General features: G+C 54.7%; 11 protein-coding genes and 1 other RNA gene. 9 read left to right on the top strand and 3 right to left on the bottom strand.

Annotated features, from left to right (window positions below):
* The first annotated feature begins 6 nt into the window (after positions 1–6).
* The 8 genes from pheT (at position 7) to KTJ90_RS10790 (ending at position 8,307) form a co-directional block, all read left to right on the top strand.
* On the top strand, positions 7–2,394 hold the full coding sequence (pheT, locus tag KTJ90_RS10825) for a phenylalanine--tRNA ligase subunit beta (protein WP_105099235.1): 2,388 nt from the start codon (positions 7–9) through the stop codon (positions 2,392–2,394).
* Between the two features lie 4 nt (positions 2,395–2,398).
* Positions 2,399–2,701 carry an integration host factor subunit alpha gene (ihfA, locus tag KTJ90_RS10820; protein WP_003853259.1) on the top strand — a complete coding sequence of 101 codons (303 nt, stop codon included), beginning with the start codon at positions 2,399–2,401 and terminating at the stop codon, positions 2,699–2,701.
* A gap of 178 nt (positions 2,702–2,879) precedes the next feature.
* On the top strand, positions 2,880–3,863 hold the full coding sequence (gene btuC / locus KTJ90_RS10815) for a vitamin B12 ABC transporter permease BtuC (protein WP_105099234.1): 984 nt from the start codon (positions 2,880–2,882) through the stop codon (positions 3,861–3,863).
* A gap of 49 nt (positions 3,864–3,912) precedes the next feature.
* Positions 3,913–4,458: a glutathione peroxidase gene (locus tag KTJ90_RS10810; protein WP_008926185.1), complete on the top strand. Its 546-nt coding sequence runs from the start codon at positions 3,913–3,915 to the stop codon at positions 4,456–4,458.
* On the top strand, positions 4,459–5,208 hold the full coding sequence (gene btuD / locus KTJ90_RS10805) for a vitamin B12 ABC transporter ATP-binding protein BtuD (RefSeq protein ID WP_003853253.1): 750 nt from the start codon (positions 4,459–4,461) through the stop codon (positions 5,206–5,208).
* A gap of 68 nt (positions 5,209–5,276) precedes the next feature.
* Positions 5,277–5,735, top strand: coding sequence for a C40 family peptidase (locus KTJ90_RS10800; RefSeq protein WP_105099232.1), 459 nt, complete (start codon positions 5,277–5,279; stop codon positions 5,733–5,735).
* Positions 5,736–6,029: 294 nt separating this feature from the next.
* Positions 6,030–6,776: an EAL domain-containing protein gene (locus tag KTJ90_RS10795; protein WP_105099231.1), complete on the top strand. Its 747-nt coding sequence runs from the start codon at positions 6,030–6,032 to the stop codon at positions 6,774–6,776.
* A gap of 79 nt (positions 6,777–6,855) precedes the next feature.
* Positions 6,856–8,307, top strand: a complete 1,452-nt coding sequence (locus tag KTJ90_RS10790; RefSeq protein WP_140033492.1) for a protein adenylyltransferase SelO — start codon at positions 6,856–6,858, stop codon at positions 8,305–8,307.
* Positions 8,308–8,314: 7 nt separating this feature from the next.
* On the opposite strand, the gene KTJ90_RS10785 is transcribed toward KTJ90_RS10790, so the two are convergent.
* Both KTJ90_RS10785 and ppsR read right to left on the bottom strand, forming a co-directional pair.
* On the bottom strand, positions 8,315–9,361 hold the full coding sequence (locus KTJ90_RS10785; RefSeq protein WP_039660358.1) for a 3-deoxy-7-phosphoheptulonate synthase: 1,047 nt from the start codon (positions 9,359–9,361) through the stop codon (positions 8,315–8,317).
* A 152-nt stretch (positions 9,362–9,513) separates the two neighbouring features.
* Positions 9,514–10,341 carry a posphoenolpyruvate synthetase regulatory kinase/phosphorylase PpsR gene (gene ppsR, locus KTJ90_RS10780; RefSeq protein ID WP_003853242.1) on the bottom strand — a complete coding sequence of 276 codons (828 nt, stop codon included), beginning with the start codon at positions 10,339–10,341 and terminating at the stop codon, positions 9,514–9,516.
* Positions 10,342–10,777: 436 nt separating this feature from the next.
* Between ppsR and ppsA the strand changes: the two genes are divergently transcribed.
* On the top strand, positions 10,778–13,162 hold the full coding sequence (gene ppsA, locus KTJ90_RS10775; RefSeq protein WP_008926189.1) for a phosphoenolpyruvate synthase: 2,385 nt from the start codon (positions 10,778–10,780) through the stop codon (positions 13,160–13,162).
* A gap of 67 nt (positions 13,163–13,229) precedes the next feature.
* On the opposite strand, the gene rprA is transcribed toward ppsA, so the two are convergent.
* An RNA gene (gene rprA, locus KTJ90_RS10770) (antisense sRNA RprA) lies at positions 13,230–13,337 on the bottom strand.
* Positions 13,338–13,481 lie beyond the last annotated feature (144 nt).

Genomic DNA, 13,481 nt, shown 5'->3' with positions numbered 1-13,481 from the left:
TATCCAATGAAATTCAGTGAACTCTGGTTACGCGAATGGGTAAATCCAGCCCTGGACAGCGCTGCGCTGTCTGAACAAATCACCATGGCTGGCCTGGAAGTGGACGGCGTTGAGCCGGTTGCGGGTGCGTTTCATGGCGTCGTGGTCGGTGAAGTGGTGGAGTGCGGTCAGCACCCCAATGCCGACAAGCTGCGTGTGACCAAAATCAATGTGGGCGGCGAGCGTCTGCTGGATATCGTCTGTGGCGCGCCGAACTGCCGTCAGGGACTGAAAGTCGCCGTCGCGACCGTGGGTGCCGTGCTGCCAGGTGATTTCAAAATCAAAGCGGCCAAACTGCGTGGCGAGCCGTCTGAAGGTATGCTCTGCTCGTTCTCCGAGCTGGGCATTTCCGACGACCACAACGGCATTATCGAACTGCCTGCCGATGCGCCCATTGGCACCGACATCCGCACATACCTGCAGCTGGATGACAACACCATTGAAATCAGCGTCACGCCTAACCGCGCCGACTGCCTGGGTCTGATCGGTATCGCCCGTGATGTCGCTGTGCTGAACGGTTTACCGCTGAACAAGCCGCAGATGCAGCCGGTCACGGCTACGCTCAACGAGACATTCCCGATCCAGGTTGACGCAACAGAAGCCTGTCCGCGCTATCTGGGCCGCGTAGTGAAAGGGATTAACGTTGCGGCGGCGACGCCACTGTGGATGAAAGAGAAGCTGCGTCGCTGCGGCATTCGCTCAATCGATCCGGTTGTAGACATCACTAACTACGTTCTGCTGGAACTGGGTCAGCCGATGCACGCCTTCGACCTCGACCGCATTGACGGCGGTATCGTGGTGCGCATGGCGAAAGAGGGCGAAAAGCTGACACTGCTGGATGGCACTGAAGCCAGTCTGCAAAGTGATACCTTAGTGATCGCCGATCACCAGAAAGCGCTGGCCATGGCCGGTATTTTTGGTGGCGAACATTCAGGTGTGAACGGCGAAACGCAAAACATCCTGTTCGAGTGCGCATACTTTGACCCGCTTTCTATCACCGGTCGCGCACGTCGTCATGGTCTGCATACCGACGCGTCACATCGCTACGAGCGTGGCGTTGATCCGGCGCTGCAACACACCGCGCTGGAGCGTGCGACCGAGCTGCTGCTGTCAATCTGCGGCGGTGAAGCGGGCCCAGTCATCGATCAGACCCATCAGACAGCACTCCCTGTACCGGCGACGATCACCCTGCGCCGTGAAAAACTGGACCGTCTGATTGGCCACGTCATTGCGGATGATCAGGTCACTGACATCCTGACCCGCCTGGGCTGTGAAGTCACCGTGGGTGAAGGGCAGTGGCAGGCTGTGGCCCCGAGCTGGCGCTTCGATATGGCGATCGAAGAAGACCTGGTCGAAGAAGTGGCGCGTATTTACGGCTATAACAACATTCCGGATGTGCCAGTACAGGCCGGGCTGGTAATGACCCAGCACCGCGAAGCGAACCTGTCGCTGAAGCGCGCTAAAAACATGCTGGTGGATAAAGGTTATCAGGAAGCGATTACCTACAGCTTCGTTGATCCAAAAATCCAGCAGCTGCTTCATCCGGGTGAAGAGGCGCTGCTACTGCCAAGCCCGATCTCCAGCGACATGTCGACGATGCGTCTGTCACTCTGGACTGGCCTGCTCAGTGCAGTGGTTTACAACCAGAACCGTCAGCAGAGCCGCGTACGCCTGTTCGAGAGCGGCTTACGTTTTGTGCCCGATAGCCAGGCGGATTTAGGTATCCGTCAGGATCTTATGCTGGCTGGCGTGATCAGTGGCAACCGCGTTGAAGAGCACTGGGATCTGGCGCGTCAGACCGTTGACTTCTATGATTTGAAAGGCGATTTAGAGTCGCTGCTCGATTTAACCGGCAAACTGGATAACATCAGCTTCCGTGCTGAAGTGAATCCGGCGTTGCATCCAGGACAGAGCGCGGCGATTTATTTGCATGATGAACATATCGGTTTTATCGGCGTGGTTCATCCTGAGCTGGAACGTAAGCTTGATCTTAATGGCCGCACCTTAGTCTTTGAACTGCTTTGGAATAAGGTCGCAGACCGCGTCCTGCCTGACGCGCGCGAGATTTCTCGCTTCCCGGCGAACCGTCGTGATATTGCTGTTGTGGTGGCTGAAAACGTCCCTGCAGCAGATATCATCGCAGAGTGTAAGAAAGTTGGCGTAAATCAGGTAGTTGGCGTAAACTTGTTTGACGTGTACCGCGGTAAGGGCGTTTCTGAGGGCTACAAGAGCCTCGCAATCAGCCTGATTTTGCAGGATACCAGCCGGACACTCGAAGAAGAGGAGATTGCCGCGACCGTTGGCAAATGCGTTGCGGCATTAAAAGAGCGATTCCAGGCAACCTTGAGGGATTGAACCTATGGCGCTTACAAAAGCTGAGATGTCAGAGTACCTGTTTGAGAAACTCGGGTTAAGCAAACGCGATGCCAAAGAGTTAGTGGAGCTGTTTTTCGAAGAGGTTCGCCGCGCTTTGGAAAATGGAGAACAGGTTAAACTGTCTGGGTTTGGTAATTTCGACCTGCGTGACAAAAACCAGCGTCCTGGCAGAAACCCGAAAACGGGTGAAGATATTCCGATTACTGCGCGTCGCGTAGTAACGTTCCGCCCAGGACAGAAGCTGAAAAGCCGCGTAGAGAACGCTACACCCAAAGAGACTGACTGAATTTCAGCGTTTCAAAAAGGCCGCGAAAGCGGCCTTTTTTCATGGTTCCGGCACACAACCTCACCACTCCCCGCGCCGTTAATCGCCACGGCAGGCCAGCGTAAACCGCCTCATCAGCCTTTCTTTTTTCTGCAATCTCTCTACAATCAAATCACTGTTTTCTCAGCTAATCCTGCTTATGTCTCTGCTCGACACGTTCGCGCGCCAGTCCGACCAGCGCGGCCAGAAATGGCTGATTGCGCTGGCTCTTACGCTCTGTGCACTGCTCTGTCTCAGCCTCTGTGCCGGAGACAGCTGGATCGCGCCCGCAGCGTGGTTCTCCGAGAGCGGCAGACTCTTTGTCTGGCAGTTGCGGTTCCCCCGCAGCCTGGCGGTGGTGCTGGTGGGGGCGTCTCTGGCGATATGCGGTGTGGTGATGCAGGCGCTGTTTACCAATCCGCTGGCAGAGCCTGGCCTCCTTGGCGTCTCGAACGGCGCCGGTATTGGCCTGGTGCTCGGCGTGCTGCTGGGCAGCGGCTCGCTGTGGAGCCTCGGGCTGGCGGCGATGGCCGGTGCGTTGATTATTACGCTGATTCTGCTGCATTTTGCGCATCGTCAGCTTTCGGTCACCCGGCTGTTGCTGACCGGTGTGGCGCTGGGGATTATTTGCAGCGCCATCATGACCTGGGCGGTCTACTTCAGCACCAGTCTCGATCTGCGTCAGTTGATGTACTGGATGATGGGGGGATTCAGCGGGATTGACTGGCGCTATGGCTGGATGATGCTGGCGCTGCTGCCGGTGATGCTGGCCCTGGGAGCGACCGGGCCCATCCTCAATCTGCTGGCGCTGGGCGAGACATCCGCCCGTCAGCTCGGACTGTCCCTCTTTTACTGGCGTAACCTGCTGGTGCTGGCGATGGGATGGCTGGTGGGTATCAGCGTCGCGATGGCCGGTGCCATTGGTTTTGTCGGGCTGGTCATCCCGCATCTCCTGCGCCTGAGCGGTATCAGCGATCACCGTTATCTGCTGCCGGCCTCGGCGCTGGCGGGCGCGGCGGTGCTTCTGGCCGCCGATATCGTGGCACGTCTGGCGCTGACCTCGGCGGAATTGCCGATAGGTGTCGTGACCGCGACACTGGGCGCGCCGCTGTTTATTATTTTACTGGTGAAATCTTCGCGCTAGCTTCGGCTGGTTATTCTGGATCCACAACAGCATCCACAAAGGAAATAGCATGAACATTTATGAGACTGAACTGGTTACGCTCGATGGAGAAAAAACCACGCTGTCACAGTGGCAGGGCAAGGTTCTGCTGGTGGTCAATGTGGCCTCTAAATGTGGTCTGACGCCGCAATATGAAGAGCTGGAAAACCTGCAGAAAGCCTGGCAGGATCAGGGCTTCAGCGTACTCGGTTTCCCCTGCAATCAGTTTCTGGAGCAGGAGCCGGGCAGCAGTGAGGAGATCAAAACCTTCTGCAGCACGACCTATGGCGTCACGTTCCCGATGTTTGCCAAAACCGAGGTCAACGGCGAAGGTCGTCATCCACTCTATGCGCAGATGATCGCGGCCCGTCCTGACGCGGTGCGTCCGGAAGGCAGCGGCTTTTACGAGCGTATGGAGAGTAAAGGCCGCGCGCCGAAAGCGCAGGGCGACATTCTGTGGAATTTCGAAAAATTCCTGATTGGCCGTGACGGCAGCGTGATCCAGCGTTTTGCACCTGATATGACGCCGGAAGATCCAATCATTCTGGAAACCATTAAGCAGGCGCTGGCAAAATAGATGCTGTTACGCCTGCATCAGGCTGCTGTTCCCGGGCGGCTGCTGCCAATGAACGGTGAACTTGCCGCCGGTCAGCTGCTGCACGTGGCAGGCCCGAATGGCGCAGGTAAAAGCACCTTACTGAGTGTGATTGCGGGTCTGCAACCCGCCTCAGGGAGGGTGCTGCTGGATGAAAAGCCGCTGATTGACTGGCGCGGCGCGGCGCTCTCTAGGGTTCGGGGCTGGCTGCCCCAGCAGCAGGCGCCGCTGAGCCAGATGCCGGTCTGGCACTATTTACGTCTGCATCTGAAGCAGGCGGGGTCGCAGTCCGATGTCCGGCTCAGTACGCTGCTGCAACAGCTGCAGCTGCAGGATAAATTAACCCGTTCCCTGACCAGACTCTCCGGCGGTGAATGGCAGCGCGTCAGGCTGGCGGCAGTCTGCGCGCAGATTGATCCTCTCATCAATCCCCACGGGCGATTGTTAATTCTCGATGAGCCAATGACGGCGCTGGATATCGGCCAGCAGAAAGCGGCAGACGATCTGATTGCGGCGCTGTGCGCGGCAGGTATCAGCGTTATCGCCAGTAGTCACGATCTCAACCACAGCCTGCAACACGCCGATCGGGTCTGGCTGATGAACAGGGGACAGGTGGTTGCACAGGGCGAACCGGCAAAGGTCCTGACGCCGCAGCGCCTGACTCCCCTTTACCAGATAACTTTCCGGCAGATTCAACTCGAAGGACGCACGCTACTGACCGTCCTGCCCTGACACTTGCTACATGGCGGGCTTTACCGCTACATTAAGCCGGTTGTAACTTCTGATAAGGACATTTGGCGATGCGCCTGGGTTTGCTGATTTTAGTTCTGCTGCTGTCGGGATGCAGTCATCACGCTCCGCCGATTAATGGCCGTCTTTCCGATTCGATCACTGTGATAGCGGAACTGAACGATCAGCTCGGTCACTGGCGTGGCACGCCTTATCGCTATGGCGGCATGAGTCGTAACGGCGTTGACTGCTCTGGCTTTGTCTATCTGACCTTCCGCGACAAATTTTCGCTACAGCTGCCGCGCACCACCTCAGCCCAAAGCGATATTGGCACCCGAATCAGTAAAGATGAACTGTTGCCAGGCGATCTGGTCTTTTTCAAAACCGGACGTGGCGAAAATGGCCTGCATGTGGGTATTTATGACACCGATAATGCCTTCATCCACGCGTCAACCAGCCAGGGCGTAGTCCGCTCTTCGCTCGACAATGTCTACTGGCGGAAAGTGTTCTGGCAGGCGCGCCGTATTTAAACGCCGTTCGCCAAATCTGACTTAAGTCCAATTTTAAATAGAGCCGAAACAGAGAGTAAAAGCTTTATTTTAAATGACAGTTATTGACTGTGGGTTTTAATAACCAGAATAAATGCTTTTTTAATTCCACTAATAAGCGGTATTTTATCGCTATTATTTGGCTTAAGCGTGACTGCCTGTTGTCAAACGGCGGTGGAAGGGCAAAGAAGTCCGTCTCTTCAATGATTTGGCACTATTGCCTGTACCCAACCATTACTATACGATATCTCCATCGCCGCTTATTCTGGCATCAAAATGAAAATTCATCTCTCGGCCGACTATCAGTCGGAAATCTGGTTCTATCCTGTCTGTGATGTTCACGGACGGTTGACCGCTGTCGAGCTGGTAACGCAGTTGGTGCATGAAAGTGCTCCCATCACTCTGCCGCAGGATCTGTTGCTGCCGCAGCTTGATGAGTCGCAGCAGCTGCGCCTTCTGCAAAGTCAGATTGGATTGCTGGAGCAGAATCGCGCGTTATTTGAAGCGCATTCTGTGTCAGCATTTATCCGTATTGATGAAGGGATGGCCCGGACACTGCAGGCCAGTGAATTAGTTATGCGGAAAATAAAGCAGCTGCCGTTCATTCTGTTGAATATCACTGAAACGTTTCCGCAACTGAAACTGGGCAAAAATAATCCCTTACTGGCTGACCTGCACGCTGAATTTAATTTAGCACTTTCACATTTCGGCGCGGGTAAGACACCCTCTAATGCAGTCTACGATAATTTATTCAGTTGTATCTGTCTGGATAAAGAGTTTATTCATTCGCTGGCAAAACGCGCGTCATTCGTGCCGTTTATTCAGAGCATTATCGATAATTTTCGCGCCCATTGTGACCGACTCATTATTTGTGGCATTGACGATGAAGTGTTGTTCGATAAAGTCAGCCAGCTGAACGGTGTCGACTTCCAGGGTGCGCTCTTCCCGGTAGTAAAATCGGATGCACTGCGTTCACTGCTCTGCGCCGATGATCGTATGCCATCTTCTCAGCATCCTGGTTGATACCCTCTTTTAATCCCCGCTATCAGCGTTACACTAGAGGACTCATCTACGTACCGCTGAGCAGCGCATGGGAGAAATAATGTCTTCTGGTAAGGCCATTTTTGACAACACCTGGTTTCGGGAACTGACAGGGTGTTACACCGCGCTAAACCCCACACCGCTGACAGGCGGACGCCTGCTGTATCACAACGCACCACTTGCAACCTCAATGGGTCTGGATAGCGAACTTTTTGCCGGTAACGGTCATGACGTCTGGCACGGCGCAGCCCTGCTGCCCGGCATGCAGCCGCTGGCGCAGGTCTACAGTGGCCATCAGTTTGGTGTCTGGGCGGGCCAGCTTGGTGACGGGCGCGGCATTCTGCTGGGTGAACAGCGCCTTGATGATGGCAGTAAACTTGACTGGCATCTCAAGGGCGCAGGCCTGACGCCTTACTCAAGGATGGGGGATGGTCGCGCTGTCATCCGTTCCAGCGTGCGAGAGTTCCTCGCCTCAGAGGCGCTGCACCATCTTGGCATTCCCACCACGCGAGCATTGACCCTGTCGATAGGCGATGAGCCGGTCTACCGCGAAACCACCGAGCGTGGCGCAATGCTGATGCGTATCTCACCGAGCCATCTGCGGTTCGGGCATTTCGAGCATTTCTTTTATAGTCAGCAGCAGGAGAAAGTGCAGCAGCTGGCCGACTACGCGATTCGTCATCACTGGCCGCATCTGGAAGCGGAAGCGGACCGCTATCAGCAATGGTTTACCGACATTGTGTTACGTACCGCGCGGCTGATTGCCCTGTGGCAGAGCGTGGGCTTTGCGCATGGGGTGATGAACACCGACAACATGTCGATTCTTGGCCTGACCATCGACTATGGCCCCTTTGGTTTTCTGGATGATTATCAGCCTCACTTCATCTGCAATCACAGCGACTATCAGGGTCGCTACAGCTTTGAAAATCAGCCGATGATTGGCCTGTGGAATCTTAACCGGCTGGCGCACGCGCTTTCGGGTCTGCTGACCACGGAGCAGTTGCGGACGGCACTGAGCGCCTATGAACCTGAACTTATGCGGGTCTGGGGCGAGCGGATGCGTGCGAAGCTCGGTCTGTTGACACAGCAGAGCAACGATAATGAGATTCTGACCGATCTGCTGGCCCTGATGACCCAGGAGCACAGCGATTACACGCTGACGTTCCGGCTGCTAAGTGAGACTCAACAGGCTGAAAGCCGCTCACCGTTGCGCGATGAGTTTATCGATCGTGAGGCGTTTGATGGCTGGTATCAGCGCTATCGCAGCCGTCTGATGGACGAGCAGGTCAGTGATACGGAACGTCAGGCAGTGATGAAGGCCGCTAATCCGGCGGTGATTCTGCGCAACTATCTGGCACAGCAGGCGATTGAAGAGGCGGAGCGGGGCGAGCAGGGTGCGCTGGCACGCCTGCATCAGGCGTTACAGCAGCCCTTTAGCGATGAGACGGCCGCTGAATATCGTCAGCGGCCGCCAGACTGGGGCAAAACGTTAGAGGTGAGCTGCTCCAGCTAACTGAAAATCAGAGGCGATGAGAAACCGCCTCGGCCAGCAGGGCGAGCACTTTTTCGCTCTCCTGCCAGCCGAGGCAGGGATCGGTAATCGACTTGCCGTAAACCAGCGGTTCGCCGCTCACCACTTTCTGATTACCCTCTTCCAGGAAGCTCTCAATCATCACACCGGCAACAGCCCGCGATCCTGCTTTAATCTGCTCCGCTACCTCTGCCGCCACATCCATCTGACGACGATGCTGCTTCAGGCAGTTGCCGTGACTGAAGTCGATTACCAGCTGCTCTGGCAGATTAAAGGCAGACAGACTCTCCGCCGCGGCAGCGACATCACTGGCATGATAGTTAGGCTGCTTGCCACCACGCAGGATCACATGTCCATGCGGGTTGCCGCTGGTCTGATAGATCGTCATCTGCCCCAGCTTGTCCGGCGACAGGAACATATGGCTGGCGCGTGCGGCGCGAATCGCATCCACGGCAATCTGAACGTTACCGTCGGTGCCGTTTTTAAAGCCGACCGGGCAGGAGAGGGCCGACGCCATTTCTCGGTGGATCTGGCTTTCGGTGGTGCGAGCGCCAATCGCTCCCCAGCTGATCAGGTCGGCAATAAACTGGCCGATCACCATATCCAGGAACTCTGTGGCGGTAGGCAATCCCAGCGCGTTGATATCAATCAGCAGTTTGCGGGCGATACCAATGCCCCGGTTTACATCGTAGCTGCCATCCAGGTTCGGATCAGAGATTAAGCCTTTCCAGCCCACCACGGTGCGCGGCTTCTCGAAGTAGGCGCGCATCACAATTTCCAGCCGATCGTCATAGCGGCTGCGCAATGCGTTCAGACGCTCTGCATACTCCAGAGCCGCTTTCGGGTCGTGCAGTGAGCAGGGGCCAATCACCACCAGCAGGCGGGGATCTTCACCGGTCAGAATACGGGCTATACGTTTACGGGCAGCCGTGACATTGTCGGCAATGGCCGGGGAAACGGGATGGTCAGCCGCCAGGCTGGCGGGGGTAATCAGACTACCAATGCGTGCGGTACGCAGTTCGTCGGTTTTGTTCATGAGTTTCTCGAAAACGGTTCTTCGCAGCGGTGAAATACCGGGAAGTGATGGTGGTCACAATAAACCATTAGCCTGCGAATTCAACCCGGGATTTGATAATGAAATCAAAAGCGACGGCAGCATCGCTTTACAACTCAGCATCGATAACACTCTCAGTACATGCGGCGCGTCAGACCCATGATGTCGAGAATTTTGGTGGCAATCTCTTCCACCGAGTAGTTGGTGCTGTTGAGATAGCGGATCTGATGGGTGCGAAACAGCGCTTCTACTTCGCCCACTTCCAGTCGGCACTGACGCATTGAGGCGTAACGGGTATTTTCCGCCCGCTCCTGACGTATCGCCGCCAGGCGTTCCGGATCGATAGTCAGCCCGAACAGTTTATTCTGATGCGCGCGCAGCGCGGGCGGCAGTTTGAGGTTATCCATGTCATCTGCGATGAACGGGTAGTTGGCGGCGCGCACACCAAATTGCATCGCCAGATAGAGGCTGGTGGGAGTTTTACCACAGCGCGAGACACCCAACAGAATAACCTGCGCATCCTCGAGTCCGCGCAGCGAGATACCGTCATCATGCGCCAGTGCGTAATCGATCGCCGCAATACGCGCATCATATTTACCCAGATTACTGGCATCCAGTCCGTGAGTACGGTGAGCAACCGGTGCGGGGGACAAACCCAGCTCCTGCTGCAGCGGTGCCACCAGCGCCTGCACGATATCCTGACAAAAGCCGTCGCTCTGCACGATGATGTCGCGCACTTCCGGGGTGACGATCGAGAAAAACACCAGTGGCCGCACACCGCTCTGCTGATAAAGGGCGTTAATCTGGGCTTTAACCGCCAGCGCACGCTGGACATTTTCTACGAAGGGCAGCGTCAGACTGGTGATATTAACCGGAAATTGTGACAGCACCGCATGACCCAGTACTTCAGCCGTAATGGCCGTACCATCGGAGATATAAAAAACGCTTCTGTCAGTTGTCATAACGTAATCAGCCTCAGACAAGAGTGAGCCGTTAGCATGAGCCATGCGCTTAAATAATTCATCTCTGATTTTAGTTTCTGTAATGCCTGTCCGGATTTTTTGTCTGCTGTTTCATCAGGATAATTAAAAACTAACCGCGGTTTCGCTTCACCGGGATGCTTTAAACCCTTATTACGCTGCAAATAGTCACGCAACTGTTGCGCAACAAAACAGAGGGATTAAATGGCTGAAAATCTGTCATTTCCTGCTGCATCAATCATTTAGCGAAAAATAGCGTCATTGCGCAACAGCAAAAAATTTCGCTCACAATTCTGAAACTGTTGCTGAAATTCTGCTTTAACGATTCAACACATCGTTATTGAGGGGGTGATATGCCAGGCTGAAAAGAGATAACTCCCTGTGTCCATTCATTGTTAATTGATAAAGGATAAGCGCAATGTCCATTAATGGCGAACAGCCACTCGTGCTCTGGTATAACCAGCTTGGTATGCATGATGTTGATCGGGTAGGCGGTAAGAATGCCTCTCTGGGTGAAATGATTACTAATCTCTCTTCGCTGGGTGTTTCTGTACCCAATGGATTCGCGACGACATCCTATGCCTTTAACCTGTTTCTTGATCAAAGCGGGCTCAATCAGCGAATTTACGCGCTGCTGGACGAGACCGATATTGATGATGTGAATGCGCTGGCATCAGCGGGTAAGCAGATTCGTCAGTGGGTGGTGGAGACCCCTTTTCTGCCGGAACTGGAGTCCGCCATTCTGGATGCCTATCAGCAACTTTCTGCCGATGATGAGGCCGCGTCGTTTGCTGTCCGCTCCTCGGCCACCGCGGAAGATATGCCCGATGCCTCCTTTGCTGGTCAGCAGGAAACCTTCCTGAATGTGCAGGGTATCGACGCCGTGATGGTGGCGGTGAAGCATGTCTTTGCTTCGCTGTTTAATGACCGCGCTATCTCTTACCGCGTGCACCAGGGCTATGATCACCGTGGCGTGGCGCTCTCTGCGGGTATTCAGCGCATGGTGCGCTCTGACCTGGCCTCTTCAGGTGTGATGTTCACCATTGATACGGAGTCTGGCTTTGATCAGGTGGTCTTTATTACTGCTGCGCTGGGACTGGGTGAAATGGTGGTGCAGGGTGCCGTTAACCCGGACGAATTCTACGTCCACAAGCCCACGCTGGCAGCGGATCGTCCCGCTATCGTGCGCCGCAATATGGGGTCGAAAAAGGTTCGCATGGTCTATGCCGATTCTCAGGCGCATGGCGAGCAGGTTCAGATCGAAGATGTGCCTGAAGCCGAACGCGATCGTTTTTGCTTAAGTGATGAGGAAGTGCAGGCCCTGGCTAAACAGGCTGTCTTAATTGAACAGCATTATCAGCGTCCGATGGATATTGAGTGGGCCAAAGATGGGCACACCGGTAAGTTGTTCATCGTTCAGGCGCGTCCTGAAACTGTGCGCTCAAATGGTCAGGTCATGGAACGTTATACGCTGCAGGGTCAGGGCAGCGTGGTGGTGGAAGGCCGTGCTATCGGTCATCGTATTGGCGCAGGCGTGGTGAAGGTCATCCACGATATCAGCGAAATGCACCGCATTGAAAAAGGTGATGTGCTGGTGACGGATATGACCGATCCGGACTGGGAACCGATCATGAAAAAGGCGTCAGCGATTGTCACTAACCGTGGCGGACGAACCTGTCATGCGGCAATCATCGCGCGTGAACTGGGTATCCCTGCTGTCGTTGGCTGTGGCGATGCAACCGATCGTTTGAAGGAGGGTCATCAGGTCACGGTTTCCTGTGCTGAGGGCGACACCGGCTACGTCTACGATCAGCTGCTTGATTTTGATGTCACCAGTTCTCAGGTCGATTCGCTGCCTGAACTGCCGCTGAAAATTATGATGAATGTGGGCAACCCCGATCGTGCCTTTGATTTCGCCTGTCTGCCTAACGAAGGTGTCGGTCTGGCGCGTCTGGAATTTATCATTAACCGTATGATTGGCGTCCACCCTAAAGCGCTACTGGAATTCGATCAACAGACACCGGAACTGCAGCAGCAGATCCGTAAAATGATGAAAGGATTTGATAATCCGGTCGAGTTTTACATTGGCCGCCTGACTGAAGGAATTGCCACACTTGGCGCGGCATTTGCACCGAAACGTGTAATTGTCCGACTTTCCGACTTCAAAACGAACGAATATGCCAATCTCGTGGGCGGTGAGCGCTACGAGCCTGAAGAAGAAAACCCGATGCTGGGGTTTCGTGGTGCAGGTCGCTATGTAGCGGACAGCTTCCGGGACTGTTTCGCGCTTGAGTGTGAAGCGGTGAAGCGTGTTCGCAATGAGATGGGCCTTACGAACGTTGAGATCATGGTTCCGTTTGTCCGTACCGTGGATCAGGCGCAGGCGGTGGTGGAAGAGCTGGCACGTCAGGGACTGAAGCGCGGCGAAAACGGACTGAAAATCATTATGATGTGCGAGATTCCGTCCAATGCGCTACTGGCGGATCAGTTCCTGCAGCACTTTGATGGCTTCTCAATTGGATCTAACGACATGACCCAGCTGACGCTGGGGCTGGACCGCGACTCCGGCGTTGTCTCTGCACTGTTTGACGAGCGTAATGAAGCCGTGAAAGCGCTGCTTTCCATGGCGATCAAAGCGGCCAAAAAACAGGGTAAATATGTCGGAATCTGTGGGCAGGGACCGTCCGACCATCAGGATTTTGCCGCATGGCTGATGGAAGAGGGCATCGACAGCCTGTCGCTGAACCCGGATACCGTAGTGGAAACCTGGGTGAGTCTGGCGCAGTTAAATAAAACCGCCTGATCCCCGCTGTAACAAGCATAAAGGCCCGCATTGCGGGCCTTTTCTATTTATAGCTGGCTTATTTCAGGCAAAAAAAAGCCCATCACAGGGGATGGGCAAAGACTACACACAGCAATTCTTTACTCTACTCAGGGGAATAAGTTTGTCTGAAAATCATCAGGTTGATTTCGAACATAGGAAACATGTTATTCATACGGCTGGCTGTCGTCTTTAAGAATCCTCTTATTAGTTTAAAGCCGATAATCTTTTGTCATCTTTACCTGGTCATTTGGCTTAAGAAACAGTGCAGAAAGTAATCTTTTTTAGCCCTGAATGGTCG

It is taken from the genome of Pantoea jilinensis (assembly GCF_019104105.1).
Classification (GTDB): domain Bacteria; phylum Pseudomonadota; class Gammaproteobacteria; order Enterobacterales; family Enterobacteriaceae; genus Pantoea; species Pantoea eucalypti.
This window is presented reverse-complemented; position numbering and strand designations above follow the sequence as displayed.

Excerpts from the sequence above, each read along its gene's own strand:
- pheT (WP_105099235.1), top strand. The coding sequence starts at position 7 with ATGAAATTCAGTGAACTCTGGTTACGCGAATGGGTAAATCCAGCCCTG.
- ihfA (WP_003853259.1), top strand. The coding sequence starts at position 2,399 with ATGGCGCTTACAAAAGCTGAGATGTCAGAGTACCTGTTTGAGAAACTC.
- btuC (WP_105099234.1), top strand. The coding sequence starts at position 2,880 with ATGTCTCTGCTCGACACGTTCGCGCGCCAGTCCGACCAGCGCGGCCAG.
- KTJ90_RS10810 (WP_008926185.1), top strand. The coding sequence starts at position 3,913 with ATGAACATTTATGAGACTGAACTGGTTACGCTCGATGGAGAAAAAACC.
- btuD (WP_003853253.1), top strand. The coding sequence starts at position 4,459 with ATGCTGTTACGCCTGCATCAGGCTGCTGTTCCCGGGCGGCTGCTGCCA.
- KTJ90_RS10800 (WP_105099232.1), top strand. The coding sequence starts at position 5,277 with ATGCGCCTGGGTTTGCTGATTTTAGTTCTGCTGCTGTCGGGATGCAGT.
- KTJ90_RS10795 (WP_105099231.1), top strand. The coding sequence starts at position 6,030 with ATGAAAATTCATCTCTCGGCCGACTATCAGTCGGAAATCTGGTTCTAT.
- KTJ90_RS10790 (WP_140033492.1), top strand. The coding sequence starts at position 6,856 with ATGTCTTCTGGTAAGGCCATTTTTGACAACACCTGGTTTCGGGAACTG.
- KTJ90_RS10785 (WP_039660358.1), bottom strand. The coding sequence starts at position 9,361 with ATGAACAAAACCGACGAACTGCGTACCGCACGCATTGGTAGTCTGATT.
- ppsR (WP_003853242.1), bottom strand. The coding sequence starts at position 10,341 with ATGACAACTGACAGAAGCGTTTTTTATATCTCCGATGGTACGGCCATT.
- ppsA (WP_008926189.1), top strand. The coding sequence starts at position 10,778 with ATGTCCATTAATGGCGAACAGCCACTCGTGCTCTGGTATAACCAGCTT.